Origin of the sequence: Mesorhizobium robiniae (genome assembly GCF_040545535.1) — a bacterium.
Classification (GTDB): domain Bacteria; phylum Pseudomonadota; class Alphaproteobacteria; order Rhizobiales; family Rhizobiaceae; genus Mesorhizobium; species Mesorhizobium robiniae.
The window spans coordinates 555,097-581,272 of the sequence record NZ_JBEPMC010000001.1 but is presented as its reverse complement, the minus strand read 5'-3'; the positions used below and the strand labels follow the sequence as shown (position 1 = coordinate 581,272).

Here is a 26,176-nt window from a genome sequence, read left to right as displayed (position 1 = left end):
GATGAGCAAGCTCGGCACTCGCACCTTCACCTTGCTGCAGACCGTGACCTCGGTCGGCCTGTCGGCGCTGGCCTGGGCGGTGACCGGCGTGCGGCCGATCTGGAATGGCAGCCAGCCGTCTGACCGGCAGCGCATCTACTTCGCCAACCATGCAAGCCACGGCGATTTCATCCTGCTGTCGGCCTGTCTCAGCGAGAAGGAGCGCGCCCGCACCCACGCGGTCGCTGCCGCCGACTATTGGGGAAAATCGCGGCTGCGCCGTTTCATCGCCCAGGACATGCTGTCCTCCGTGCTCATTCACCGGCAGTGGACCGATGAGGCGCAGAATCCGATTTCGATCATGCTGTCCGTGCTCGACGCGGGCCATTCGCTGATCGTCTTTCCCGAAGGCACGCGCAACATGACCGACCAGCCTCTGCTGCCGTTCCGTTCCGGCCTCTACAATCTGTCGATGGCGCGACCCGACGTCGAACTCATCCCGTGCTGGATCGAGAACATGTCGCGGGTGCTGCCCAAGGGCCAATTTGTGCCGGTGCCGCTGCTTTGCCGCGTCGTCTTCGGCGCGCCGATTGCGATTGCGCCCGGCGAGGAACGCCGCGCCTTTCTCGACCGCGCCCGCCAAACACTGCTTGCGCTGAACCCCCGCCCGCCAGCGCATGATGCGGAAAAGTGGAATCCGGTTTTCCGAAAACCATCATGCGACCCCTAAGAGACGACTAGAACAACATGTCAATGCACGAAACACTTATTCTGGTTATTGGCCTCGCTGCGGTGCTGACCACGGCAAGCCTGGTCGCCGGCATTCTGGCGTGGCGCGCGCCGAAGCCGCTGTCCTCGACGCTGGTCAACCTCAACCAGCGCATCAACGCTTGGTGGGTGATGGTCGTGGCGATCACTGTCGCCTTCTTCTTCGGTCGCCACGGCATGACGATCCTGTTCGCGCTGATCTCGTTTGCGGCGCTGCGCGAATTCGTGACTTTGACGCACAGCCGCCGCAGCGATCACTGGGTGCTGCTCGGCATGTTCGGCATCATCATCCCGTTCCAGTACTGGCTGGTGTGGACCGCCTGGTACGGCCTCTTCACCATCTTCATCCCGGTTTACTGCTTCCTGCTGATGCCGGCGATCACTGCGCTGCACGGCGACACCGAACGCTTTCTCGAGCGTGTCTCGGCGCAGCAATGGGCCGTCATGATCTCGGTCTACTGCGTCAGCCACGTGCCGGCGCTGCTGACGCTCGAGGTGCCGGGCTTCGAGGGCCGCAATTTGCTGCTGATCGCTTTTCTGATCATTACCGTGCAAGGCAGCGACGTGCTGCAATACATCTTCGGCAAGCTGTTCGGCAGGCATCTGATGTCGCCGAAGGTGTCGCCGTCGAAGACCTGGGAAGGGCTGGTCGGCGGGCTGGCGACGTCTAGCCTGCTTGGCGCGCTGCTGTCGTTCCTGACGCCGTTCTCGCCGCTCCAGGCAGCGGCCGTCGCCTTCATCGCCTGCCTGATGGGGTTTCTCGGCGGACTGGTCGCCTCCGCCATCAAGCGCGATCAGGGGGTGAAGGACTGGGGCCATCTGATCGAGGGCCATGGCGGCATGATGGACCGCGCCGACAGCCTGGTCTTCGCCGCCCCGGTGTTCTTCCATACTGTGCGCTATTTCTGGACGTGACAGCGAACTGCAGCCTTATTTTGCAGCCGCAAGCGGCGCTTTCTTGGCGGCCGGCGCCTGCGGCGCAGGCAGCAACCTTGAGCGCAACGGCGGACCGCTGACGCTACGCGTTCCGAGTCTTGCCGCAGGTCGTGAGAGATGTCTCCCGTGGCTCTGCTTGGATCAACAGGACCGCGGATGAAATAATTATGGCGCGGCCAGAACGCCCCGGCGGATGGCAAGGGCGACATCGGCGGAGAACGGCGGCACATCAAGCTTCAGCCAGCCGTCCGAATTTGCTTGCCATTCCGCCATTTGCCTGCCGGCCGCGGTATCCCAGGCGATGACACGATAGCTGCCGCGAGCCAACCCGGGCAGCTCCAAGGCGGCCGGAACCGGCGCGGCGCCGGCGCGAAGCATGCCGTTTCGCCCGATCGTGTCGCGGCGAACCAGCCAGACGACTGCCTGGGAATCGTCACCGCAGGCAACAGCCGCGGCGTCGGGACCGGAAACCCGCATCTTGTTGCCGACATGGGCACGCCGGAACGAAGCCCAGTCGATCAGAGGGAGGAAATCGGCCAGCGAACGCTGCGCCCGCCGCATGCCGGGGGTGAGCACATGCGGGGTGCGGTTTGGCCACCGCATGCCGCCACCCGCGCCCCCCGCTGCCAGGTGAGCCCATTGCAAATGGCGGAAATATTCATCATCGAAAGGTTCCGGAAGCGTGATCTTCCTGTCCTTGAACGAGTGGATCGGGCCGTGCTCGGAATCGAGAAAAGGGCGGCCATCATGGATTTCGCCGAGCGCCTCTCCGACGATCCGCCCCATGCCGAGCGCCGGCGCTACCGTGTCGCTCGGGTCGTCGATCGTGCCCTCCTCGTAGAGATGAAGGGAGGCGAAGTCGAGGTCTGAGTGGCGGAAGATCGGCCCCGGCAACGGCATGTGGGGCCGCCAGCGAAGCTCAGGTCCGAACAGCGAGACGGTCTGGGGGTGAGAGCGGCCGTAAAGTGACGTTTCCAGCCGACGCACAAATTCGCTGAGATCATGGATGAAGGCGCCGAAGCCATCTGCGGAGCCCTGAGCCTGCTCGGGATGGATCTCGTTCCAGAGGTCCCATGCGAAGAGGGCTCCGCTGCCGCTCCATCTGCGAACCACGAATTCCAGCCTTGCCTTGATTGCGCGGCGCGTCTCGGCGCAGACGAGGAATCGCGACGGGTGGTCCAGCACGCCTCCGTTATCGCGGTTGTAAGGGTGGTGGCGCCAGTGGAGCCACTGCCAGAACGTATCAAAGGGGGTGAGCAGGATTCTTAAGCCCTGTCTTTCGCAAAGACGAAAGAGGTCGTCCCACAATTGAACCATAGCCGGCACGACGCGGCCCTGCGGCTTCTCGAAGTAGCGGTGGCGAACCTGGGCATATTCCAGCATCAGCCTGAGGCAGGTGACACCGCTTTCCTTCAGCCAACGGAGATGATTTTCCACGCCGGCCATATCGGCGCGCCGGAACAGGCCATTGAGTTCGGGCCAGCTTACCGCATCGTTCTGCCCGATCGGCGTCCATGCCTCGCCGTCCTCGGTGGCGAAATAGGAACCGGCTACCTTGATCCAAGGCAGGCCGGCAGCCGATCTCGGCGCAGAGTCCTCCACTTCCCCGACCAGCGGTATCGCCAATCTAATATCGTTCAAAGGCATGCCCCGAATTTGGTTCCCGGAGCGCTATAACTGTCATGGTGGCAAAATGTTTCGCCGGGCTTTGCAGGCCAATGGACCTTCTCTTTCTTTCCACTCAGGCTCTTCTTGGAAAGCCATGAATTGCTCAACGGCTCCCTCGGCAGGGTTGATCCCCAGGTAATCCAGGTCGCTCTATCCTGACGAGGAGCGCAGGGGTGCATCAGGCTGGCCAATGACATCAAAGCCGATTTTTGTGGCGTAGGCATGCTTCGCCAGGGAAACTGGCGCGATAATAGCGATAGTGAAGAGGAGACCGCCCGGCGCAGTCTGGTCTACCCAACTACGCGGTATCGCTCTCCGGGGTGATCAAGCCAGGACGCGAGCATGGTCCGTAGTTTGCTGCGACCTTGCGTCCATGACGACACAACGCCACCAGTTGCTTGGAACCGCCTGCACGAAGCTTTGCCCGACGCCGTTTCGACGAGATGCTGCTCGACGTCGAGCGTAGGCACGTTCGGAACAAATCCGTCATCCGCCGCTTAGAAAAGCCTAGTGCCATTGGGCATGGACTGGCGAGGACCAAAACGTGGCGAATTATCTGACACTGCCTACGACTACATCGAAGGGTCGGATCAGGGTGGTCGTGGAAACGCCGCGTGGCGCCGAAGCAAAGTTGACTTACAAGCCCAAGAAGAAGCTTTTCGAGTATACGCGGCCGCTTCCAGCCGGCCTGGCCTACCCGTATGACTGGGGCTTTCTGCCATCTACACTGGGCGACGATGGCGATGCCCTCGACGGTCTAGTAATCCATGAGGCAACCTGCGCTCCCGGCGTTGTCATCAAGTGCGATTTGCTTGCGGCCCTTCGTGTCCTGCAAACGGAGAACGGCGAGACCGTGAGAAACGACCGCTTTGTATTTTGCCCGCACAAGCAAGACGCTCATAGTGAGTCTCTCCTTGGCGAGAATGTTCCGGATCGCTTGCGATCCGAGATCGAGCAGTTTTTCCTCGCGTCGGTATCCGGCACTGACAAGCAGATCGAATTCGAAGGGTGGCACGATTCCAGCCAAGCTCTCCGCAACATCCATCGGGCCATGAGAACTTTCGAGCGGAAACAGCGAGCCGCCCGTGAGCGTTCCCACATATCGGTAAGAATGTAGCTCGAAAACAACAAGGCTGCCTGGACGTCGGTGTAGGGAGAAGCTGATGGTGCTCGGCCCTTGCAAACAGCGAACGACGCCTGAACCTCTCAAGCAGTGGGCGCAACTGGATAAGGCGAGATGTTGTCGCGCTCTGGCTTGCGGCCCTTGGTAATGCAGAGCGGCCGTTGGCCCTGTCGCAGCCATTGCAGGAACCCGGCAAAAAAAGTCATGGCACTGCCATGATGCTCGTGCTGGTCGTCCCTGTTAGGCGACTCGTGAAAGGACTTGCTGATCCAGGTCGCACCTAGCCAGTCCAAAACGCCAGCGATGGTTCGTTGCCTCACGTCTGCTCTGGTAGAACAGGGTCAGTTTCCCGCCCTCGATCATCACCGTCGAATGGCCGTTTTCCCCAGGCTCACCAGGGTCAAGCACCGGGCCGACCGACACGTAAGGACCCTTGACGTCGTCGGCGACGGCAAAGAATACACGCTGACGACTTCCGCGCGGACCGTCGGGAAGGAAGCAGGTGGCGTTGAGAAGCACGCGACCGTCAGGCAATTCGACCAATTGAGCGCCCTCGATTCCCCATTCGTAGTCGGGATGCTCACGCGCATTGTGATGGGGAACGTCAAGATGATCCAATATCTTGCCCAGACGTTTCCATGGCCCGAACCAGGAATCGGATTGGCTGCGCGCCAGATAGACGTCAGGCTGCGGCACCCTGGTGAATTTAGGCATGCCTGAATAGACGATGTAGCGCTTGCCGCCGATGATCGCCGGATGGGGATCATAGATCCCGTCCTCATCGGTGTCCGGCAGGGACAATATCGCCGGATTCAGCACCACCCAATGAAAGCCATCATTGGACACAGCATGCTCGCAACGTCCGCCCGACTTCATGAACTCGGTCTGGATAAACATATGGAAGACGCCGCATTCATGAATGACGCCGGGTGCCGCAATGCCCGATCCGGTTACCGCCAAGTCGAGCGCCTCATGCTCAGTCCAGGGACCCAAAAGGTCCGGAGCCGTGGCATGTAGTATTTTCCAGCTCTCGGTCGTGACAGTGCCGCTCGAGCCGAAGACGTGCCAAAGCGTGCCGTCGAACACCGGACAGGGATCCTTCAGATCATCCACGGCCTGCGGGTGAAACAACGGAAAGACATTGGTTTCGAAGTTGAATTTCATTTCTTAGTTTCTCTCACGGCGTTGTTCGTCGACGATCGCGGGCCCGTGTGCCACTCGGCCGAATCGATTCACAGACCGTTAACTTATAGCTCCCCCGATTAACGCTTGTTGAATGATCGATCGTTCTCAACCGTTCTGTGGCAATGCGCCACATTCGCGCGTGGCGCAGGACCTTGCCGACAGCCGAAGCGCTCGCGTGGGCCGGCTGGGGTCGGACGCCTCGGCTGCCCGTCGTTTATTGGCCGATCGATCGCGGCAAGTGTGGCGCCGCGAGCTAGACACACATGCAGTTCAACTCTGTGGAACAACTTACTTAAATGAAAGTTAGATGTATGCCTGCGGGCCTAAAGTCGAACGCGTCTCGATTAACATATGTTATTTCGAGAGTATATTTAACTGTAGCTAAGGGAAAACTTATATGGAAATGGCGGGCGGCAAGAAAATATCACATGACACTCCCGTAAAATCGTCAATTATACTTTGCTTTTCCCACCTAAGATGGAATTTCGTACATCAACGCCCACAACACATTCTGACGCTCGCGTCAAAACAGCAACAGCTAATTTACTTTGAGGAACCGGTCTTCGAAGAAACACACTACCCCTCTATCAGGATAAAAGATGAGTCGTCGACGATCAGAATTGTCACCCCGGTTCTACCGGTCGGCATTTCAGCAACAAAGGCGGACGCGATCCAGCGCAGGTTCGTCGACCAGATCATCACCTCCACCCCGCATGACCGGCTGACTTTATGGTACTACACGCCGATGGCGCTGCGTTTCAGCGACCATCTCCTCTGCGACGTGTGCGTCTACGACTGCATGGATGAACTCTCCGCCTTCAAGAACGCGCCGGCAGAGTTGGCGCAGATGGAGAAGGCGCTGTTGCAGCGCGCCGATGTCGTCTTCACGGGCGGACAGAGCTTGTACGAGGCCAAACGATGCCTCCATAAGTCAATTTTTCCCTTCCCCAGCAGCATCGACGTTGCGCATTTCCATAAGGCAAGACAGCCCGGCGATGACCCTGTAGACCAGGCAGACATACCTCACCCGAGAGTGGGCTTCTTCGGTGTGATCGACGAACGGCTCGACATTGATATGATCGCGCGAGCGGCTGCGGCAATGCCCGACGTGCATTTCGTTGTGCTCGGGCCAGTGGTCAAGATCGATCCGCTCAGCCTGCCGCAAGCAAGCAACTTGCATTGGCTGGGTGCCAAGTCCTACGCCGACCTGCCTCGCTATCTCAGGCATTGGAACGCCGGCTGGATGCCCTTCGCGCTCAATGAGGCGACACGTTATATCAGCCCGACCAAAACTCCTGAGTTCCTGGCCGCCGGACTGCCGGTGATCTCCACCGCGATCGTCGACGTCGTGCGCACCTATGGTTCGCAAGGCCTGGTCGACATCGTCGACGCCGAAGATCTCGAAACCAAACTTCGGTCTGTTCTGTCCCGCCCACGCGATTTCCTGCTGAAGGAAGTCGATGCCTACCTTGCAAACATGTCGTGGGAACGAACGTGGGACGCAATGGCTGCACATATCCAGTGTGCGTATTCAATGAAGAGCATTGTGCCGTTGCGCAGGAGAGCCTGACCATGTTCGATTGGTTGATTGTCGGCGCCGGCTTCGCCGGCAGCGTGCTCGCCGAACGCATCGCATCGCAACGGCATGAAAGCGTTCTGCTTATCGACAGGCGAAATCATGTCGGCGGCAACGCCTATGACTGCTACGATGAAGCGGGGATTCTGGTCCACCGCTATGGGCCGCATATATTCCACACCAACGCCCGATCGATCATCGACTACCTCTCGCAGTTCACCGAATGGAGACCTTACGAACATCGCGTACTGTCTTCGGTCGACGGAAAACTGCTGCCGATACCGATCAACCTCGACACGATCAATCGCCTGTACGGTCTGGAATTGACGCCTGAGCAGTTGGAGGAGTTCTTCGCATCCAGGCGAGAAACGGTCGAGGAGGTCCGGACCGCCGAAGACGTGGTTGTGAGCACCGTTGGCAGGGAACTCTACGAAAAATTCTTTCGCGGCTACACCAGGAAGCAGTGGGGCGTCGATCCGGCCCAACTAAGCAAGTCCGTGACTGCGAGGGTCCCTACGCGGATCAACCGCGATGATCGCTACTTCGGCGACACTTTCCAGAATATGCCGGCTGGCGGGTATACACGCATGTTCCATCGCATGCTGGACAACCCGAGGATCAAGATCATGCTGCAAACCGACTATCGCGAAATTCGCGACACCATCCCCTTTCAGCGGATGATCTACACCGGGCCGATTGATGAATATTTCGACTGGAGCCTTGGTCGTCTGCCTTATCGGTCACTGCGGTTCGAGCACGTGACGCTTGATTGCGAGCAGTTTCAGCCGGTCGCCGTCGTCAATTATCCGCAGACGGAAAACTATACCCGCATTACCGAGTACAAGCATCTGACCGGTCAGCAGAGCCCGAAGACCAGCCTGACTTATGAATATCCCACCGATATCGGCGATCCCTATTACCCGGTGCCGCGGGCGGAAAACGAGGCGCTGTACAAACGCTATGAAGCACTGGCAGCGGCGTGCCCCGACGTGTGGTTCGTCGGGCGCCTGGCCACGTACCGTTACTACAATATGGATCAGGTTGTCGGTCAGGCTTTGGCGACGTTCGCGCGCATCCAACAGAGCCTTCCGGCAAACGGCACCGTGCAGATGCTTACGCAGCGGACGACGCTCGGCCAACATTCGGAGCAGTTCCCCACCTACTAACGTGGCCCGCTCCTTCTTAGATCGCTACGAAACAGCTGCCGCAAATAATGTGCGCTGGCGATCCAATTCATCGGCAACCGGCTGGCGAAGACTGCGCGAACCGTCGGCGTGAATGGTAGAGAACAAGCCGACTTCCGCGTGGCGCGAATTGTCCCAGCCGGGATACGCGGTCACCGGGTACAGACATATACCCTGAACCGGGGCACCACGGCTCATTGCGTTACGGGCCTCATCGCAAACATAATGGAGCCATGCCGGCCGGCCTGATCCTTCAGCGCCTGTCTCGGCGATGAGCATGGGCTTTCTGTAGCGCTCTGCGACTTCGACCAACATGTCGGAAAGCGCCCGATATTCGTGGTGGCCCATCGGTATCGTTGGCCCCTGAAAGTACCATTGGTTGTGCGGATAAAAATTAAGCCCGATGACGTCGACGCAGTCCTCGCTGCCGCCCAATTCGGGCTCGGCACGGCCCGTCAGCATGTCGTAGGCTTCAAACTGGCCCTGACGAACATTTTCCGCACGCCGCTGCTCGGCACGACTACGGTCACGGGGCGCAACATGGATTAGCGGTTCAGCCCATATGAACCGGCAATCAGGTTCGGCATCGCGCATCGCCTTGACGCCCGCAACCGCTGCCCTCACCAACTGTCGCTTGAACCATCCCCGCTTCTTTGGCCCCACGCGCGGGAAATAGCCGACCTCAATCGCCCATGCGAAAAATGAGATCTCATTGATCGGGCACACCAAGGGAGCTACTCCCGTGACGGAGCGGTGGACCCTGACAGCTTCAGCGGCGAAACGAACATAGGCCTCTGTAAAGTCTGGGGCGCCTTGGTCTACGTGATCTGGTGAACCATAGTGGAAGATATCCCAGACGACCTGCACCCCCGCCGCGTCGGCCGCTTCGATCATTGAGATCCAACCCGACCAGTCGAAGACTCCGGGCGCAGTTTCAATCAGGTGCCAGCGCAAGCCGTCGCGGATCGTACGAAGCCCTAGGACAGCACAACTGCGATAATCGGCGAGAGCGTGTTTGTCGTGTGCGGTCGCGCGAATCAAATCGAGGCGCACTCCGTCGCCGCGCCGATGCGATGAACACTCGAAACCGGCCATGAAGAAGCTGGCAAATGCGGACAGGCGTTCGCCTGGCGGACGCGCCGGCTCGTTGCTCATACGTGCGATCCGTCGGCCAAGGCTCGCGCCACCGCTCCCGGTAGGCGATCGGCCATTGAAATCAACAACACTGCCATGGCTCAATCCCCCCCATCGCGTACCGAACTTGCCTGCGACCGTGAGGTTCCCTTCGCCTGGAATATTTCTGGTTGGGAGGGCGATCCGCCCAACTTGGCGCGCCAAAGATGATCGCGGGCCCGCGCTCTCGGCGCCCGCGTTCATTTTGCAGCTGCAAGTGGCGCTTTCTTGGCGGCCGGCGGCCGACGGCGAATGCGACGCCTGGCAGCGGCCTTCAGTGCGATGGGCGGATTGCTCGACAACGCGCCCAACACGGCATCGACCATGCCATGGGCCACAAAATCGGCGTTCATGTCATTGGCCAGTTTGACGGCTGTCTCGCTGGCGTCGCCGTCGTCCGACCAGAACACGATGCCCACCCGTAACGCCCTTTTGACACGTTTCAGCCGACGAACCAGGAAACGGGCGTGCTTGACTGAGTCGCGGTTCAGAAAGCCGACCACAACGGTGTCGACAGCGTCGAGCTTAAGCCGGCGAATGCTCGCCGGTTCCATGTCGGCAAAGCTCGCCATCGATACCGTCGCCCCCTGGACTTCGAGCACCTGCGCCAGCATGGCGGCGGCGGCATCGTCGAGTTCGCCGCGTCCGCCGGCACACACGACCGACCTGTCCGTTCCATCAGGCAACTCGATGTCGTCCTCGCCTTCCCCCTGAGTCTCCTTGTCCTTGCGCGAGCCGGTTTCCTCGGCGGCGGCTGGGTCTTCCTCCTCTGCTTCTTCCTGTGCGCTGTCGTCGAGGTTCGCCACCAGCGTCTGCGCACTGGCCGCCACCTGCCGTCTTTGCTCATCGCCCATGACGCCCCGCACGCGATCCTGTTCGCCGAGAAGAAGTGCAGGAATGGCGACCTTGTCATAGAATTCGAACAGATATTTTTCCTCCAGGATCTCCTCGGCGTGATCTGTGGCTTCCTCTGGATCGCCGGCCAACAGCCGTTGGTAGAGCCGGGCATGGGGTTCGAGCACGGGTTCGTTGCCGAACAGGACGTCGAGGAATTCGAACTGCGGCACGTGCCTGCCGAGCACGACGAGACAGACAGTGAGCGGCGTCGACAGAACCAGGCCCAGCGGTCCCCAGAGCCAGGTCCAGAAGATAGCTGCAACGATAATAGCCAATGGTGAAAGCCCGGTGCGTGAACCGTAGAGCCATGGTTCGACGACGTTGCCGGTTATCATTTCCATGGCCACGAACAGACCGGCGGTCCACAGCACGAGCGACCAACCGGGAGCCACGGCAAGCGCTAGGAACAAAGGCAGCAACGCACCAACGATCGGGCCGATATAGGGAACAAAGCGCAGCGCCAACGCCAGCAGGCCCCACAGCATCGCATTCGGTATGCCCAGAACCCAAAGCCCGAATGCAATCGGCACGGCATAGACGATGTTCACCACCAATTGCATGAGTAGATATCGGCCGACCCGCTTGCCCGCTTCCTGGAGCGCCTCGGTGGTCCGATGAAGATCGCCGTACCCGACGAGGCGTATGAAACGATCGCGCAGGTCCTCGCGCTCGAGGAGCATGAAGATGACGACGACGATGATCAGGCCGGCCGATGCTAGCGGGCTGATCAGCGGGCCGATCAGGTTCTGAAGAACCTGGAGCGGCCTTTCGCGCGCGATGATCTCGACAGGCACCGGCTCGCGCTCTGGCTCATCTGCGGTAGGCGGTGAGGCTTCCTGCCTGTCGAGTTCCTGGCCTACGCGTTCGATCACCCCGCCCAGCCTAGCGATGATGCCACCGCCGACGCCGGTTTCCTTCAGGGACCTGACCTTGGTCAGGATATTCGACTGGTAAAGCGGGATGTTCTGCGCCAGTTCGCTGACCTGAGTGGCGACAATGAAGGAGAACAGCGCAAGGACCGTGAATGCACTCAGCACACTGGCGATGACGGCCGGCAGACGCGGAAGGCCGACTCGCTTGAGTCCGGAAACCATGGGCGCGAGCGCGAAGGTAAGCAGCAGAGCGATTGCGATCGGCAGGAAAACCTCGCGCCCGAAATACAGGGCGGCAACCGTAGCCACGACAGTCGCGACGGTGGGCAATGACATGCGCGGAAGGGTTCTGGCAGAGGAAACCATGCCTATCAGCACGGGCTCGGCGGGTTGAATGCCTTTTCGAGGATTTGCCGCCACTTGATACCTCCGCCCTGCCACAGCCATGATCGGGCATGTTGAGCCGGCGTGCAACTTTCGCCTCTTCGCGCCGGCGAGTTCGAAGACGCGACCGGCAAGGCGGGCGCTTGGCAGCCCAACTGGACAGCCGGACGGGCGCTTTGGTCGCCGGACACAACAACTGACGTAGTGATCGGTTCCGCGGAGATCAGGCTTAGCCCGAATGGCTCAGCCAATGACGGTCAAACACGTCGAGAATGGCGCGGAATTCGGCCGGTGGGATCTGGCTGGCACCGCCGTCGCTGTCTCCGGCGAGGAATTGCGCCAACTGCCGATCAACCGCTTCCGGCTGCTCGACGGTCACGCCTAGCGATGCCAAATCCGCGGCGATCGACCCATCGGGCGGCAGATATCCGCCCCATGCCTGGGGCGCCGGATTGCGCAGGCGGACCATCAGGATCCTGGTCAGCGACGGCTGCGGCTCCGGGCCGATGATGGTGGTGCCGCACATGTAGCCGCCAAGCGCGCCTCCCGGCCGCGAGTGCGGGAACAGGCAAAGGAAAAACTGGGCGTCGCCTCCGGCTTCCTTCAGATGCGCATAAAGGCCGCGTTTTGCCAGCGTCATCACCCCGCCGAGCAGCAGCTGCCCGGTCGGCAACGCCTCGCGATAGGCTGCGGTCAGGCCGTGCGCACCCGGTCCGGCCTCTATCGACAGGCTGCCCCTGATAAACTGGCCGCGATAATAGGGTGACAAGGCGCGCGAATAGCAGGCGTAGGCGCCGGCGACGGCCAATCCGGGGCTTCGCTCCTCATGCCCAGGTGACGCCTCGAAATGGGCACCGGCGCGGCGTTCCAGCTCGGCCCTGTCGATGCCGTGGCGGGCGCAGATCGCCGCTGTGAAGCTTGGCAGGTCGCTCTCTGCGATCCAGGCGCCGGGCTGCTCCAGCTTGAGAAGCTTCGACCAATCGTCGTAGACGCCGAGCTGGCGTGGCTGGGCGCGGCCCTGCAGCCATTTGTCGGCACGGCCGAGATCGAACGCCGTGTTCGGGTTGACGCTCCGGAACGCAGCCGCAAGATCCTTGCGGGTGATGGTTCCCAGCAAGGCGACAGTCAGCCGTAACTTCTGTGCGATATGCTGCGCCATCTCACCCTGCCCCCTATGCCCGCTGTAAGGCATAGCACGCGCCGGGCACCTGCTCCCATTGTACTTTTCCAGAAGCTAATATTCCAGGAATTCCGCAGAATTCCACCTCCTTCCACACAGCGGCCGTGTTCGAGCCGGCGGCTAGGGTTAACCTTACGTTAACCATGGAGGGACCCTGTCATGAAACTTGCCCTGACTGCACTTCTCGCCGTGCTCGCACTGTCGCAAACCGTGGAGGCTAAGACGAAAGTCGTTGCCACCGATGCGAAAGCGGCCAAAGCCGAGAAAGTCCGGCCGCCGCTCGACAATAAGTCCACCGGCGGGATCACCGCATGGCCCAGTGCGATAGCAGCGCCGGCCGGCAAGGATATGTCCAGCCCGTATCCGCCGGCGATCTATTTCAATTTTTAGAGTCTCATCCATCCCTAGTGGATGGGGCTCTATCTTTTTATTCGACCGTCCCACGCTTGCGGTGCCCGGGATCGACAGATCCCGGGGGTAGACTGCTTGGCGGCGGCGCGTTAGGCCGTGATGGGATTGTTCTGTTCGCTTTCGACCTCAGCCGATCCTGACGACGAAGTGCTTCGTCACCGGCTCGATGATCTTCCAAGTTCCCTTGAAATCGGCCTCGACCACGAAGGCATCGCCGGGACCGACTTCGATGGGCTCGCCGCCATCGGGCGTGATGACGATGCGGCCTGATATCATGTGCACGAATTCATAGTCGCTGTAGGTCGCGTGATAGGTGCCGGGAGTAGCCTGCCATGTTCCCGACATGACCTTGCCGTCCTCGGTAGTGTGCTGGACGGCGGTCTTCATGGTCGGGTTGCCGTCGACCACGACCCAGCCCGCGAGATCGCCCGCCTCGGCGTTTTCGACCACGCCGAATTTGAGGATGGTCTTCTCTGTCATGGTCGGGCTCCGTTGGACTTGTGCCGGCATTGGCTGTCGGTCAATAGCCGAAGCACCTGATATGGACAACGTGGCTGCCCGGCGCATGCTTGACCTGGCCGCCATCCGCCGGATAGTCCGTGGACCGCCGCATGAAAGACCCTGATATGACAGATGCGATCGTAAGAGACAGCAACGGCGCCCAGCTGAACGAGGGCGATTCCGTGACCCTGATCAAGGATTTGAAGGTCAGGGGCACGTCGGAAACGATCAAGCGTGGTACGCTGGTGAAGAACATTCGCCTCACCGGCAATCCGGGCGAGATCGAGTGCAATACCAAGCAAGTGAAGGGCCTGGTGCTGAAAACCGAATTCCTGAAAAAGGCGTGATCGGCTGAGGACGCCGCCTGCCCCGTGATCTGCGCGACCTTGCAGGCAGAAACCTCCGGGAATCGGCGCTTCTGAATTGCGCAGGCGGATGGCAGGCATGGCATCGCGGCGTTGCGAAACGACGACGCCATGGCCGCGCGAGGCCGCTCCTTGAAGGCCGCTGAAAGCGCAATATATCAATGACTAAGCGTGCGTTGCACGCGACATAGTGCTTTGGTCAAACTTCATCTGTGGAGGTTGTCATGGCAAACAATGTGATGGAAGGAAAGAAGGCCCAGGATTGGATCAATCTGATCCTTGCGGCATGTCTGTTCGTCTCACCCTGGATTATCGGCTTCGCTGCTGAAACCGTTCCTGCGTGGAACGCCTGGATCGCCGCAGTCGTGCTCGGCGCCCTGGCTCTCGCAGCGCTTTCGGTATTCGCCGAGTGGGAAGAATGGGTGAACGTTATCGTTGGGCTCTGGCTGGTCGTTTCGCCTTGGCTGCTCGGCTTCGCGGCGAATGCAAATGCGATGGCGACCCATGTCGTCCTGGGCGTGCTGGTGGTTGCGGCATCCGCCTGGGCGGTCTGGGACTCCCGTCATCATCCGCCGGCCCACGCGTGATCGGTGGCGACCAAGGGAGGAGCCCGGCGCGCCAGCGGCGGGCTCTTCCAAAGCCTGAGATCGGTACGCAGCCCCGCTAGCCGGGCTAATTTTCAGCTTCTGCTCGAAATCGGCCGCCACAGTGCAAACAGATGGCAGCGCTGGCGCCGCGCTCGTCATGCACGCGCCGGCGAGCACACTGCTCTGCACGCCGCGAATCCACGTATGTTGCACTGCGTTAAATTTGTTGCGTTGCAATATTAGCGCATCCCGTCGAGTCTCCGCAGCAGGTGGGCTTTTCAACGACTACGCGAGGTTTTGCCGTGTCAGCATCGTTCCGGCCTGATATCGAAGGGCTGCGTGCGCTGGCGGTGTCGGGCGTCGTCGCCTTCCATTTCGGTCTGTCGGACCTGCCGGGCGGCTTCACCGGCGTCGACATCTTCTTCGTCATCTCCGGCTATCTGATCACCGGCCAGTTGCTGCGCGAAATCGCCGAGGACGGCCGGCTGAACCTGTGGCGGTTCTATGCAAGACGCGCCCGGCGCCTGCTGCCGGCCTCGCTGTTCGTCATCCTCGCCACGCTGGTCGCCGGCTACTTCATCCTGTCGCCGGACGAACAGTCGCTCTATTCGAAAGGCGCCATGTACGCCTCGGCCTATGCGATCAATTTCTGGCTGATCCGCTGGTCGTTCGACTATTTCGCCCCCGATGCGGCGAACAACCCCTTCATCCACTTCTGGTCGCTCTCGGTCGAGGAGCAGTTCTATCTCGTATGGCCGGGGCTGCTTCTGCTGGCCGCATGGCTGCGTCCGGGCAAGCGCGCGGCAATCCTGGTGATCGGGCTCGTCGGCGTGGTGTCGTTCGCCGTCTGCGCCTGGCTCACCACCGTGTCGCAGCCCTGGGCCTTCTATTTCTCGCCGCTCAGGGCCTGGGAATTCGCCGCCGGCGGCCTGGCTACGATGGCGCCGGCAAAATTCTGGCGGGAGCGCCCACAATTGGGCGCAGCACTGGCATGGCTTGGCCTGGCGCTGATCGCCGCGGCCTATCTCGCCTTCAGCGAACAGGACACCCCCTTCCCCGGCGTCGCGGCGGTGGTGCCGGTGGCCGGCACCGTGCTCCTGCTGCTCAGCGGTTCCGGCAATGCTCAAAGAGGCCCCAGCGCCGTGCTGGCGCTGGGTCCGTTGCAATGGGTGGGGAAGCTTTCCTACTCGCTCTATCTCTGGCACTGGCCGGTCATCGTCTATGCGACGATGATGGTTCCCGACCTCGCCTGGCCCGGGCGGCTTGCCTGCGCGGCATTGACGCTGGCGCTGTCGATCTTCACCTATAACTTCATCGAGAACCCGATCCGCCGCAATGGCTGGCTGATGGCGAATGCGGCGCGTGCGCTTGTCCCCGCCGCAATGCTGACCGGCGCCAGCGTGGTAGCGACCTATGCCAATGCGCGCCTTGCCGTGCACGACCTCGATCCCTCACAACGCATCATTGCCGAAACGGCCGCACAGCCCTCCACCGCGCGCGCCAAGGCGGGCTGCGTTCTCGACTACGAGACCGTCACGCCGAAGCCCTGCGTGTTCGGCGCCAAGGATGCCGAGCATTCGATCGCGCTGTTCGGCGATTCGCATGCCGACCACTGGTCCACGCCGCTGATCGAGGCCGCGAAGAAGAACGACTACAAGGTCGTCACCTGGCTCAAATCCGCCTGCCGGGCCTCGCGGCTGACGGTGTGGAGCTCAAAGCTGAAGCGCGACTACACCGAGTGCGATCAATGGCGCGAGCAATCGATCAAGGAGATCATCGCGCTCCGCCCGAGCCTGGTGGTGATCTCGGAGATCTCGCTGACCAGCTCGCGCAAACTGTCGCCCGAGGCGCAGCAATCCGACAGCCTGGATCAGGATTGGCGGGCCGGCCTGCGCGCAACGCTGGAAGCGTTCAGCCAGGCCGGGCTGAAGGTCGCCTTCATCCGTGATGTGCCGTTCAACGGGATGTTTGTCGACACCTGCGTGGCCCGCGCGCTGTGGCGAGGACAGACGCCGTCGGTATGCGACGCGCCGCGAACCGACGCCGCCAACGACGCGGTGGCCGCGGTGGAGCGCGACATCGTGCGCGCCGTCCCCAACGCGACCTATATCGATATGACCGACCGGTTCTGCGACGCCAAGACATGTCATGTCTTCATCGACGGCAAGCTGGCCTACCGCGACCGCCACCATCTGGCGACGCCCTTTGCGCAAACGCTGGAGCCGCTGGTCGAGCGCGCGCTGTTCTCGAACGTGGCGGCGCAGAAGTAACGACGGCGCACGCGCTTTTCACCCGCTACCTCAGTGCCCGCTGTGTCTCGGTGCAAGCCAAACTCACGCAGCAGTTCTTCGCGGTAGCGCACGAACCGGCTTTCGCTGCGATCGCGCGGGCGCGGCAGTTCAACGTCGACCAGCCGTGCTTTGGTGTGCTGTGCGGAAAGGGAATCAGCTGACCAGCGTTTAGGCGGCAAGACCGACGCTGCGTGGCGTTCCGGCCACCCGGCATGCCTCGGCGACCGCTTGCCTGACGCGAGAATGGATGGCTTCGGAGACCAGCACGCCGTCGGCGAAGTCCTTGTCGGAGGCGTAGATCGCGGTCGGCAGGGTCAGTGCCTCGAAGAAGCCGAACAGCGGCCGCAGCTGATGTTCGACAACCAGCGAATGACGATCGCCGCCGCCGGTTGCAGCGAGGATGACCGGTTTTCCCCTCAGGGATGACGGGTCGAGCAGGTCGAAGAAATGCTTGAAAAGCCCGGTGTAGCTGCCTTTGAAAGTCGGCGAGCCAACCACCAGGACATCGGCACCCAGCAATCGCTCGACGATGCTCCTGGCCAGCGGATCGAGATCGCCGATGCGCCTTGCCAGCGGGAAGGATTGGCCGAGATCCTCGATGTCGAAAACGGTCGAGGCTGCACCGGTGCTGCTCGCCACCTCCGCGACGATGTGGCTGATGAACGCCTTGGTCTTCGACGGACGGGTCAGGTTGCCCGACAGCCCCACCACCAGTTTCTTCGACATTTCGGTCTCCTCGCAAAGCGGCTTATCCATATAACTCTAGTGAGTTTATAGAATTAAATGAGCGAGAAGATTTCAAAACGAGCCCGCCAAACGGATTGAGTTTGCGGCACATCGCCGTTGATTGGTTCATTCGACGCGAAGTGCGAAGCCGAGGTTTACGGCAAGGAGCCTTGACCGCATTCCGGCCACGCATTGATGATCTCAAGCGCACCAAACGCATCGCCCGGGGGATTCGCATGAAAACAGCCGTTCTGACGTCTCTGCTCCTGGCCTGTTTGCTGGCGTTGCCGGCGCAGGCGGGATGGAAGCCGATCGAAAAGGTCGAGACCTACGCCGTAACAGGGCAGACCGGTCCCCAACTCCATGCCTCGATGGGCGAGCGGGGGCCGACCATCGGCAAGAGCAAGGTCCGCGCCATGGCCTACACCAATTTCAAGCTGACCTGGGTCAGGGATTATCAGCGACAAGGCAATGCCTGCGTGCTGGTGTCGGCGCGGCCGAAGCTCATCATAACCTACACCTTGCCCAAAACCTCCGGGCCGGTACCAGCCGCCGTGCAGAAGAGTTGGGACGTTTTTGCTGCTGGCCTCGCCGCCCACGAAAAGGTGCATGGCGACATCATCGTCGACATGGTCCGCAAGATCGAGACGGCCACCATCGGCTTGTCCGTCCTCGACGATCCCGGCTGCAAAAAGATCAGGACCGAAATGACCAGGCGGCTTGCCGAACTCTCCCAGGCGCAGCGCCAGGCAAGCCGCGATTTCGACCGGGTAGAATTCGCCCCACGCGGCAATCTGCAGCAACTCATCGTCGCTTTGCTGATGGGGCGGTAGGGGTGGAAACCAGGGCGAGGCTGGCGGCGGACAGGTCGGCGGGACAGCGCCCCCCTCTGTCCTGCCGGACATCTCCCCCACTTGGGGGGAGATCGGCCGTCATCTTTGATTTCGCCAATCACCAACCTCGAAAAAGAGGCGGTGTCGGCGCAACTGCCAATCTCCCCACTTGTGGGGGAGATGTCCGGCAGGACAGAGGGGGCGCCGTAGAGCGCCAACCTGAATAGTTTCCCAAATCTGTGGGAGGCCCTGACGATGCACTCGCTTCACCCCGCCACCGGCGTCCACATCACATCCTCCACCTTACTCGCCCCGGTTGCCAGCATCACCAGCCGGTCGAAGCCGAGCGCGGCGCCGCTGGCCTGCGGCATGACATCAAGTGCGGCGAGGAAATCCTCGTCGATCGGATAGCGTTCGCCATAGACGCGCTCTTTCTCGTCCATCTCGAGCATGAAGCGCCGGCGCTGCTCGGCGGCGTCGGTTAGTTCGCCGAACGCGTTGGCCAGTTCGACGCCGCAGCAATAGAACTCGAAGCGCTCGGCAACCCTCGCGTCATCGGCGCTCGGCCGGGCGAGCGCTGCCTCCGAAATCGGATAGCCGTAGAGGATGGTGGCGCGCCCCTGCCCCAGCGCCGGCTCAACCTTTTCCACCATCACCCGGCTGAACAGATCGGCCCAATTGTCGTCGGGCGCGGTGCGTAAGCCCGCCGCAACCAGCGCCGCGCGCAGCGCTTCGCGATCGGTGCTGCCGTCGGCGGCGACGGTGGCCAGCAGGTCGATGCCGGCATAGCGCGTGAAAGCCTCGGCGACGCTCAACCGTTCGGGTTCGGCGAATGGATCGGCCTCGCGGCCGCGAAAGGAGAAAATTTTTGTGCCCGCGCGCTCGGCGGCCAGCACGACGAGCCCGGCACAATCCTCCATCAGGCTCTCATAGGTCTCATCAGCCCGGTACCATTCGAGCATGGTGAAGGACGGATGGTGCAAGGCGCCGCGCTCGCGGTTGCGGTAGACGGCGCTCAGGCTGAAGATGCGCTTCTCGCCGGCAGCGAGCAGCTTCTTGCAGGCGAATTCCGGCGAGGTGTGCAAATAGAGCGGCTGGCGCTGTCCGTCCGGCCCGATCGCCTCGGTGGCGAAGGCCGATAGATGCGCCTCATTGCCGGGCGAGATCTGCAGCGCCGCTGTCTCGACCTCGACGAAGTCGCGGCGGGCAAACCAATCGCGCAGGGCCGCAGCGATGGCATTGCGCAGGATCAGCCGCGGCCGGCGGTCGGTGTGGACATCGGGCGTCCACCAAGGCGAGGCGGCGGTCATGACGACAGGATTTGCATCGAGGACTGGCGATTGCAGCCAAGATGCGCTAGGCCGCACCGGACGGCTCCCGCAGCCGATTTGCGCCAGTCGGCGCTTCCAGGCCAGTCAACGCTCTTAGGAATAAAGCCCGTGAAGGTCATCGCCAGTTCCCTACGCAAAGGCAATGTCGTCGAAAAGGACGGCAAGCTCTATGTGATCCTCTTTGCTGAAAACATCCATCCCGGCAAGGGCACGCCGGTGACCCAGCTCGACATGCGCCGCATCTCCGACGGAGTGAAAGTCTCGGAGCGCTACCGCACCACCGAGCAGGTCGAACGCGCCTATGTCGAGGAGCGCGAGCACACCTTTCTCTACCGAGACGGCGAAGGCTTCCATTTCATGAACCCGGAAAGCTACGACCAGGTCGCGGTGTCGGAAAGCGTGGTCGGCGAGATGGCGCCCTATCTCACTGAAGGCATGGCAGTGCAGATCTCGCAGTACAATGGCATCGCCATCTCGCTTGTGCTGCCGCAGCGCGCCACTTTCGAGGTCGTCGAGACCGAGCCGGTGACCAAGGGCCAGACGGCATCGTCCTCTTACAAGCCGGCAACGCTGTCCAACGGGGTGCGCACGCTAGTGCCGCCGCATATCAGCGCTGGCACCCGAGTGGTGGTGATGACGGCCGATGGGGCGTATGTGGAGCGGGCGAAGGATTGAGGCCGGGCAGTCGCTTTTTGTCTCGCTCGTGGCATTCAGCCAAGGATAAGACCCGCTACCAGAACTGTAAGGATAAGCGACAGCGGAACGGCAAGCAGGCAGCACGCCTCCAAAGTGTTGATTTGCCAAGAGTTCATCGAGCGCTTTCCCATGTTGATTTCCTATCTAAACGGGCAAACCGGGACGGCAGTTCCACGGAAAATGTCCGGGCGTCATCCAAGCTATCGTGGCGACCGGCGCGAAGCCGCATTGCGAGTTATCCAGCGTGCACGTGCCAGATGCGTCGCCCAGGCCCGGAATGCGCGTTCTGGCTCCTGTTCCGGGTCGATGTGCAGAACGGTGTGGGCGACCTCACGCCAATCGGCCCCGTCCGCCGACGCATCGAGCAGCCGGATATAAGTAAGCATGTGGTCCTCGTCATAGCCGGTCAGCGCCGAAGACGTCGGCGCGTCGTCTGCGAAATGCGGGTCTAGCTGCGGCTTTAACATTGCGATCTACCAGCAATGGCGCACCGTAACAGGCCATGGGGAAACCTGCGCCCTTCAATTGGAGGACGTGGGCCGATCGAGGCTCGCTGCGCGCCCGAGAATCACGCCGCCTCCCCCGTAATAGCCACGACCGAACCAGACGGATGATGTTGAAGGCGGCAGCCACGACTTGCATCTATAGTCGAAGGAAACGGCAGCTACATTCGCTTCTGGAACTTCAGATGGGCCCATAGCACTGCGGCGGCAAACAAGAGCGCGATGACAAGGGAGACGTTAAAAATCGGATGGGCGCTGGCCACAGCCGCCGTTGCCGCAACAATGCCGACGATCACAACGATTGTCCCCAAAACAACGCCCATGAGACGCATTGCCAGCCCTCGCATCTCTTGGTCAGGTAGGCGGCCTCTGGCGGCATGACAAGTTCATTGTTCCCACCCCGCTCGCGCCCCCTCACCGCGGCCGCCGCATCAGCATCATCCCGTAATGCACAGCCAACAGATCCAGCCCGATCTTGAGCAGTTTAGACACGGCATCGCGCGGCTCGCCGGCCTGTTCGGCCAGGCTCTTCACCGTCTCGCCGTGGCAGCAGACTTTTTGCACCACGCCCGATATCTCCCAATGCGAAAGCGCCCTGGTGGCGTCGGCATAGGCGCGGCCGGCGGACAGGATGCGGTCGGCAACGCCGCCGCCGATGCGTCCGCCGTCGACCCGCTCGGTCAGCGCCGTCGGCTTGACGCCGTCCTGCTGCGAGACGCGAAAATCCTCGCGGTAGCGCATGCCCGCCTCGCGCTGCTGGCGCGACAGCGAGGTGATGCCGCTCAGCGGGTCGACATTGCGCACCCGCACGACGCCGCCGGTCGCGGTGTGGCCGTCATTGGAAACCTCGTAGACGCGCCGAGCCTCCAGCGTGCCCGCCGCCAGCCGTTTGCGGCCGAAGGCGTCGTCCTTCAGCGCGAAATCATGGCCGATCTCCTTGCGAATGCGCACCTGCTCGGCCTCGCCGCTGGCTAGTTTCGGCGGTTTGGATTTGGCCTTCTGGGCGGTCTTCCTGCTCATGCGCAGTCTCCTCGTTTTATTTGCTGCCTTCGCAGAACCCAAGATTGCCGTCCGTTAGGCGATCAGCTCACCCCGCATCCGCCAGAGCCGCACGGCGATGATCGCAGAGGCTCGCCGCGTGATAGGCGCAGTAGCTTTTCAGCGGCCGCGTGCGCAGGCCGCAGCACAGCATGTCCAGTCCCGGCCGGCTGCCGGGCGCGTCGTTTTCGGGGTCTTCCTCCAGCGTCAGATCGAGCGGCGCGCGGCAGCGGTTGAACAGGCAGTCGATGAAGCGCATGGCCGCCACATGCGGCTGGGGCCCGACGGCTGCAACGGGGCGCGGCACCGGCACTTTGAGCGCCTCGCTGTCGGGTCCGTGGATCTCATGCACGAACTGGCGCTGCGGCAGCCAGACCGGCGGCGCCAGCCTGGCCGGCGTGACATGCCTTGCAGGCCCGCTTTGCTTTACCGGCTTCGCTTGCACGGGCAGCTTCGCTTGCCCCGGCAGCTTTGCTTGTCTCGGCAGCTTTGCTTGTTCCGGCGGCTCGGCCGGCCTCGCGGATCTGACGAGCTTCGCTGGGTTTTTTCTGGGCCGGCCGCCGGACCTGCCCTGGGGATTGGCAAAGCCGATGGCGCGCAAGTCGGCGTTGCGGTGGACGACCCCGATGACCGCGTTGCGCGAGGCCGGACCACCGCGCAGTGCGCTCAGCCGGTCGGCGATCCTGGCGGCGGACAATCCGTCCTTTAGCCAGCGGGCGATGCTTTGCAATTCTGTGACGGTATAGGCGGGCATGGTGTCGATCCATCGAAAGGTTGCGTAGATGCCGAAGCTGCGTCCCTCTCCCCGTTCACGGGAAAAGGAGATCACCCACCTCGGCCGAGCTTCGCCGCGGCCGCCTCGCGGGTGGCGCCGGAGACCGCCCTGCCCGTTTGGCGGTCGAAGACGATGATCGTGCCGTCTTCGGTGCGGATGCACGAAAGGCCCGCATGACACGCGCCGAAATTCGTGGCCGGAGCCGTGAGGGGAACGGCTCCGGCCGTTCCGGTCGCCACCGGTGTCGGCAGGACGACCGGATCCGAGGCGTGAGCCTCGGGCTTCGTCCCGGCCGGGGAGGAGGACAGCCGGGACGGATGGGAAAGCGAGATGAGGCGACATGGCTTGTGCATGGGTTGTATATAAGCATAACTCAAAAAATAATGCAAGCCATTCTTCCATGGACGAAACCGATTCTTATGTTTCAGATGGCGCCATGGCGAAAACCGCATTGTCGATCAAGGTCGGGGCAGCGATCCGCAAGGCGCGCAAGCAGCGTGGCCTGGTGATGCGCCACATTGCCGAGCACAACGACACCGATGTCGCCGCCGTCGGCAATTGGGAAACCGGCCGCAACCTGCCCAAGACCGAGAACCTTTTGAAGACCGCCGCCTTCCTGCGCGTCGACCCGGTGGCGCTCGGCAAGGGCGAGGTCGTCTTCCTCGACGACGCCGACAATGTCGCCGACGCCGAGATCGTCACCGACGCCGCTCCCCTGCCCGCCGGCCCGATGGACATCGAGCTTCTGGGTGCTGCGGTCGGCGGCGACGACGGCGACTTCACCTTCAACGGCGAGGTCGCCGGCTATGTCCAGCGCCCGCCCGGCATCGCCCATTTGCGCAAGGTGTTCGCGCTGCATGTGCTCTCCGATTCGATGGTGCCGCGCTACGAGCCCGGCGAGATGCTCTATTGCGGCGGCCGCGACGCCGTGCCCGGCGACCACGTGGTGATCGAGATGTTTCCCGAGGAAAACGAGCGCAACGGCAAGGCGTTCATCAAAAAGCTGGTCAAGCGCACCGCCGCCGAGCTGGTCGTCGAGCAGTACAATCCGCCGAAGACGCTGACCTTCAACCGCTACGCGATCAAGGCCGTCTTCCGCGTCATCCCGCTCAAGGAATTGCTGGGGTATTGAGGGGGCGGCGGATCTCCCCCGTTGCGGGGGAGATATTGCTAGTCCCTCAAGCCCGCCTGGATCCCTCCAGGGGAATCTCGCGCTCATTAAGCATCCGCGCCTCGGCGCGGCGCTGCTGCTGCTCGTCGATGAACGCCGCCTGGATCGCGATCGCCGTGCCCGGCAACCCATCGGCGCGACAGGCCTTGCAAATGAGGCGCCCCGAAAGAGCTGCCAGCGGCGTCTGCGCGCTCACGCCGTAACGCCTGAGCTCAGCTGGCTTCCACCATCTGTTGCGGCCGCAATCCATACACTCGACCGCGATCGAGACAACCTCGGCGATCGTCGCTTCCTTGCCCGGCAATACCATCGCCCCTAGTGCCTCGGTTCCTGTTTTGTTCACATTCTTATGGGTTTTTCCCAAGGAGTCGAGTCGGTTCCGCTCAAACCGATGAAAAAGTTTAACTTGTATCAATTTTTGAGTTATGCTTATATTCAATAGCGGCGGATAATAGCACCGCGGACGAACGGATGGGCCGAGTATCCGTCGCGGCCGCCGCCCAGCCAAGGAAACGAGCATGGACGCCCTCTCCGCTCAATTCTCCCGCGATTGCGGCTATACCGGCGACAGCCCGGCCATGCTGGCGGCCTTGGCGGCCATCCGCCTCGACGGCATAGGCAAAGCGCGGCTAGGCCATGGCCAGCGCAAAGCGATCGTCGACCGGCTGAAGCACGGCGAGGCCCTGTTCCTGGCGGCGATCCGCCCGGCGCAGTCGGCCGAGGAGGCGCTGGAGGACGCCGCCCGCTTCATCGCCTCTTATCGCAACATGCCGCGCTGGCGCCAGGAAAGGCGCGGCGCCGATCTCGCCCGTGCCAGGCAGCAGCGGCTCCTGGCGCGCTTCTTCCGCCGTTTTGGTCACCGCCTCTGGGCACAGCAGGCGGCGTAAGCCGGCGGTCGTCGACGCCATCCGCCGCAGATGGCTGGACCGCACTTGCCGTCGCCGACGCCGCGCCGTAAATCTCCCCTCGATGAGCGAGATTGAATTCCGTCGCGCGCAAGCGCCCGATCTGCCGGCGATTGTCGCGCTGCTTGCCGACGATGCGCTTGGCGCCGGCCGTGAAGACCCGTCAACGCCGCTCGCGCCGTCCTATCTCGAAGCCTTCAGCGCGATCGAAGCCGATCCCAACCAGCTGCTGGCCGTAGCTGTCGAAGCCGGGCAAGTGATCGCAACCCTGCAGCTCAGCTTCATCCCAGGCATTTCGAGGAAAGGCGTCTGGCGCGGCCAGATCGAAGGCGTTCGCGTCGCCCGCCACCGGCGGTCCGGCGGCGTCGGCAAGCAGATGATCGAATGGGCGATTGAAACGTGCCGCTCGCGCAACTGCAGCTTCGTCCAGCTCACCACGGACAAGAGCCGAGGCGAGGCGCACGCCTTCTACGAGCGCCTCGGCTTCACCGCCAGCCATCTCGGCTACAAGATGGCGTTGTAGGTCGCGGCACCTCTCACGGGTTTCAGCGCGAACGCCACGATGACGGAGAAAAGGAGGAGCTAAAATGGCTGACAGCTTTCCCAGCTTCCACGACGGCTATCTGACCGGCATCCAGGTCGCCGAGGGGCAGGCGACGATCAGTCTTAGACAATGGAAGGGCGCCTGCTACGAGCTGCGGCTTGACGGGGTGGAATTGCTCCAGATCGAAGATTTCCGCCAGGGCAATATAATCGACCGTCTGGAGATCATTACCGGACGAGAGCCTGACGGCAGCTGGTACATGGAACGGCTCTCTCCGGTCCCTCATCCATCGGCTGCAGCCCGCTATCACGATGCTCACGCCAAAAACTTGGCCGCCCTGGTCGCAGGAATCGTCTCCGGGGAGACCACGCTCATCGCTATCACGCCATCCTATGGGGCCGACCTCGTCGCTCTCTGCCGTGAGGCAACACTTCAAGCCACACCGACAGCCAGCTAGTGGCCCGCCATCTGTTCATTCGTCGCGTTGAAATGACTGAGCCACGCGCATGATGCGCAGCGGCGTTGATCGGCCGGGCGGAAGCGCCCGCGCTCCTTGACAATCCGCCCCATTTGT

The 26,176-nt window shown here is 62.0% G+C and carries 29 protein-coding genes and 1 pseudogene; 15 read left to right on the top strand and 15 right to left on the bottom strand.

The annotated features are described in order from the left end of the window. Window position 1 precedes the first annotated feature (1 nt). A complete protein-coding gene (locus ABID19_RS02795; RefSeq protein WP_354487823.1) occupies window positions 2-709 on the top strand; it encodes a lysophospholipid acyltransferase family protein in 708 nt (235 codons plus the stop codon). A 23-nt stretch (window positions 710-732) separates the two neighbouring features. Further along, complete coding sequence (locus ABID19_RS02790) at window positions 733-1,662, top strand: phosphatidate cytidylyltransferase (protein ID WP_354487821.1); 930 nt, start codon at window positions 733-735, stop codon at window positions 1,660-1,662. 186 nt (window positions 1,663-1,848) lie between these two features. On the opposite strand, the gene ABID19_RS02785 is transcribed toward ABID19_RS02790, so the two are convergent. Next, window positions 1,849-3,324, bottom strand: coding sequence for a glycoside hydrolase 5 family protein (locus ABID19_RS02785; RefSeq protein WP_354487819.1), 1,476 nt, complete (start codon window positions 3,322-3,324; stop codon window positions 1,849-1,851). Window positions 3,325-3,895: 571 nt separating this feature from the next. On the opposite strand from ABID19_RS02785, the gene ABID19_RS02780 reads away from it, so the two are divergent. Next, on the top strand, window positions 3,896-4,468 hold the full coding sequence (locus ABID19_RS02780) for an inorganic diphosphatase (RefSeq protein ID WP_352937554.1): 573 nt from the start codon (window positions 3,896-3,898) through the stop codon (window positions 4,466-4,468). A 246-nt stretch (window positions 4,469-4,714) separates the two neighbouring features. Here ABID19_RS02780 and ABID19_RS02775 read toward each other — a convergent pair whose 3' ends face one another. Continuing rightward, complete coding sequence (locus ABID19_RS02775; protein ID WP_352937553.1) at window positions 4,715-5,638, bottom strand: glycoside hydrolase family protein; 924 nt, start codon at window positions 5,636-5,638, stop codon at window positions 4,715-4,717. Window positions 5,639-6,056: 418 nt separating this feature from the next. Between ABID19_RS02775 and ABID19_RS02770 the strand changes: the two genes are divergently transcribed. Further along, window positions 6,057-7,229, top strand: coding sequence for a glycosyltransferase (locus tag ABID19_RS02770; protein ID WP_354487817.1), 1,173 nt, complete (start codon window positions 6,057-6,059; stop codon window positions 7,227-7,229). Between the two features lie 2 nt (window positions 7,230-7,231). Continuing rightward, on the top strand, window positions 7,232-8,401 hold the full coding sequence (gene glf / locus ABID19_RS02765; protein WP_352937551.1) for a UDP-galactopyranose mutase: 1,170 nt from the start codon (window positions 7,232-7,234) through the stop codon (window positions 8,399-8,401). 24 nt (window positions 8,402-8,425) lie between these two features. Here the strand turns inward: glf and ABID19_RS02760 are convergent, their stop codons facing one another. The 3 genes from ABID19_RS02760 to ABID19_RS02750 all read right to left on the bottom strand — a co-directional run bounded on the left by ABID19_RS02760 (window position 8,426) and on the right by ABID19_RS02750 (window position 12,904). Next, the gene (locus ABID19_RS02760; protein ID WP_354487815.1) at window positions 8,426-9,574 is read right to left on the bottom strand and encodes a glycoside hydrolase family 1 protein; all 1,149 of its coding nucleotides are present in this window, start codon (window positions 9,572-9,574) and stop codon (window positions 8,426-8,428) included. Between the two features lie 218 nt (window positions 9,575-9,792). Further along, window positions 9,793-11,781: an AI-2E family transporter gene (locus ABID19_RS02755; RefSeq protein ID WP_435528678.1), complete on the bottom strand. Its 1,989-nt coding sequence runs from the start codon at window positions 11,779-11,781 to the stop codon at window positions 9,793-9,795. Window positions 11,782-11,974: 193 nt separating this feature from the next. Next, the gene (locus ABID19_RS02750) at window positions 11,975-12,904 is read right to left on the bottom strand and encodes a hypothetical protein (protein WP_354487814.1); all 930 of its coding nucleotides are present in this window, start codon (window positions 12,902-12,904) and stop codon (window positions 11,975-11,977) included. 180 nt (window positions 12,905-13,084) lie between these two features. Between ABID19_RS02750 and ABID19_RS02745 the strand changes: the two genes are divergently transcribed. Then, window positions 13,085-13,315 (top strand): hypothetical protein, encoded by a 231-nt coding sequence (locus tag ABID19_RS02745; RefSeq protein WP_354487812.1) that lies wholly within the window; start codon window positions 13,085-13,087, stop codon window positions 13,313-13,315. A 147-nt stretch (window positions 13,316-13,462) separates the two neighbouring features. On the opposite strand, the gene ABID19_RS02740 is transcribed toward ABID19_RS02745, so the two are convergent. Continuing rightward, a complete protein-coding gene (locus ABID19_RS02740) occupies window positions 13,463-13,816 on the bottom strand; it encodes a cupin domain-containing protein (RefSeq protein ID WP_354487810.1) in 354 nt (117 codons plus the stop codon). A 146-nt stretch (window positions 13,817-13,962) separates the two neighbouring features. On the opposite strand from ABID19_RS02740, the gene ABID19_RS02735 reads away from it, so the two are divergent. The 3 genes from ABID19_RS02735 (at window position 13,963) to ABID19_RS02725 (ending at window position 17,059) form a co-directional block, all read left to right on the top strand. After that, window positions 13,963-14,184, top strand: a complete 222-nt coding sequence (locus ABID19_RS02735) for an alkylphosphonate utilization protein (RefSeq protein ID WP_354488284.1) — start codon at window positions 13,963-13,965, stop codon at window positions 14,182-14,184. A gap of 242 nt (window positions 14,185-14,426) precedes the next feature. After that, on the top strand, window positions 14,427-14,789 hold the full coding sequence (locus ABID19_RS02730; protein ID WP_354487809.1) for an SPW repeat protein: 363 nt from the start codon (window positions 14,427-14,429) through the stop codon (window positions 14,787-14,789). Between the two features lie 302 nt (window positions 14,790-15,091). Continuing rightward, window positions 15,092-17,059 (top strand): acyltransferase family protein, encoded by a 1,968-nt coding sequence (locus ABID19_RS02725; protein WP_354487807.1) that lies wholly within the window; start codon window positions 15,092-15,094, stop codon window positions 17,057-17,059. On the opposite strand, the pseudogene ABID19_RS02720 reads toward ABID19_RS02725, so the two are convergent. Both ABID19_RS02720 and msuE read right to left on the bottom strand, forming a co-directional pair. Beyond that, window positions 16,963-17,205: pseudogene (locus ABID19_RS02720) on the bottom strand (hypothetical protein); the annotation flags it as partial. The gene ABID19_RS02725 and the pseudogene ABID19_RS02720 overlap by 97 nt on opposite strands. Before the next feature lie 43 nt (window positions 17,206-17,248). Continuing rightward, window positions 17,249-17,806, bottom strand: a complete 558-nt coding sequence (gene msuE / locus ABID19_RS02715) for an FMN reductase (RefSeq protein WP_354487805.1) — start codon at window positions 17,804-17,806, stop codon at window positions 17,249-17,251. Window positions 17,807-18,042: 236 nt separating this feature from the next. Between msuE and ABID19_RS02710 the strand changes: the two genes are divergently transcribed. After that, on the top strand, window positions 18,043-18,639 hold the full coding sequence (locus tag ABID19_RS02710) for a DUF922 domain-containing Zn-dependent protease (protein WP_354487803.1): 597 nt from the start codon (window positions 18,043-18,045) through the stop codon (window positions 18,637-18,639). 266 nt (window positions 18,640-18,905) lie between these two features. Here ABID19_RS02710 and epmA read toward each other — a convergent pair whose 3' ends face one another. Further along, window positions 18,906-19,949: an EF-P lysine aminoacylase EpmA gene (gene epmA / locus ABID19_RS02705; RefSeq protein WP_354487801.1), complete on the bottom strand. Its 1,044-nt coding sequence runs from the start codon at window positions 19,947-19,949 to the stop codon at window positions 18,906-18,908. A 129-nt stretch (window positions 19,950-20,078) separates the two neighbouring features. On the opposite strand from epmA, the gene efp reads away from it, so the two are divergent. Then, a complete protein-coding gene (gene efp, locus ABID19_RS02700; RefSeq protein ID WP_354487799.1) occupies window positions 20,079-20,645 on the top strand; it encodes an elongation factor P in 567 nt (188 codons plus the stop codon). A 221-nt stretch (window positions 20,646-20,866) separates the two neighbouring features. On the opposite strand, the gene ABID19_RS02695 is transcribed toward efp, so the two are convergent. The 5 genes from ABID19_RS02695 to ABID19_RS02675 form a co-directional block, all read right to left on the bottom strand. Next, on the bottom strand, window positions 20,867-21,133 hold the full coding sequence (locus tag ABID19_RS02695; RefSeq protein WP_354487798.1) for a hypothetical protein: 267 nt from the start codon (window positions 21,131-21,133) through the stop codon (window positions 20,867-20,869). A gap of 197 nt (window positions 21,134-21,330) precedes the next feature. Continuing rightward, a complete protein-coding gene (locus tag ABID19_RS02690; protein ID WP_354487796.1) occupies window positions 21,331-21,492 on the bottom strand; it encodes a hypothetical protein in 162 nt (53 codons plus the stop codon). Window positions 21,493-21,583: 91 nt separating this feature from the next. Next, a complete protein-coding gene (locus tag ABID19_RS02685; RefSeq protein ID WP_354487795.1) occupies window positions 21,584-22,189 on the bottom strand; it encodes a DUF6456 domain-containing protein in 606 nt (201 codons plus the stop codon). A 67-nt stretch (window positions 22,190-22,256) separates the two neighbouring features. Then, complete coding sequence (locus ABID19_RS02680; protein WP_354487793.1) at window positions 22,257-22,961, bottom strand: GcrA cell cycle regulator; 705 nt, start codon at window positions 22,959-22,961, stop codon at window positions 22,257-22,259. A gap of 71 nt (window positions 22,962-23,032) precedes the next feature. Further along, the gene (locus ABID19_RS02675; RefSeq protein WP_354487791.1) at window positions 23,033-23,371 is read right to left on the bottom strand and encodes a hypothetical protein; all 339 of its coding nucleotides are present in this window, start codon (window positions 23,369-23,371) and stop codon (window positions 23,033-23,035) included. A gap of 47 nt (window positions 23,372-23,418) precedes the next feature. Here ABID19_RS02675 and ABID19_RS02670 point away from each other — a divergent pair, with 47 nt between their 5' ends. Beyond that, a complete protein-coding gene (locus ABID19_RS02670; protein WP_352937533.1) occupies window positions 23,419-24,114 on the top strand; it encodes an XRE family transcriptional regulator in 696 nt (231 codons plus the stop codon). 46 nt (window positions 24,115-24,160) lie between these two features. Here ABID19_RS02670 and ABID19_RS02665 read toward each other — a convergent pair whose 3' ends face one another. Further along, the gene (locus ABID19_RS02665) at window positions 24,161-24,673 is read right to left on the bottom strand and encodes a hypothetical protein (RefSeq protein WP_354487790.1); all 513 of its coding nucleotides are present in this window, start codon (window positions 24,671-24,673) and stop codon (window positions 24,161-24,163) included. Here ABID19_RS02665 and ABID19_RS02660 point away from each other — a divergent pair. From ABID19_RS02660 to ABID19_RS02650, 3 genes are all read left to right on the top strand, one after another. After that, complete coding sequence (locus tag ABID19_RS02660) at window positions 24,672-25,040, top strand: hypothetical protein (protein ID WP_354487788.1); 369 nt, start codon at window positions 24,672-24,674, stop codon at window positions 25,038-25,040. The genes ABID19_RS02665 and ABID19_RS02660 overlap by 2 nt on opposite strands. 82 nt (window positions 25,041-25,122) lie before the next feature. Further along, window positions 25,123-25,581 (top strand): GNAT family N-acetyltransferase, encoded by a 459-nt coding sequence (locus ABID19_RS02655; protein ID WP_354487787.1) that lies wholly within the window; start codon window positions 25,123-25,125, stop codon window positions 25,579-25,581. Window positions 25,582-25,645: 64 nt separating this feature from the next. After that, entirely contained in the window at window positions 25,646-26,059 is a 414-nt protein-coding gene (locus ABID19_RS02650; protein WP_354487786.1) for a hypothetical protein, read from the top strand. The last annotated feature ends 117 nt before the right edge of the window (window positions 26,060-26,176 follow it).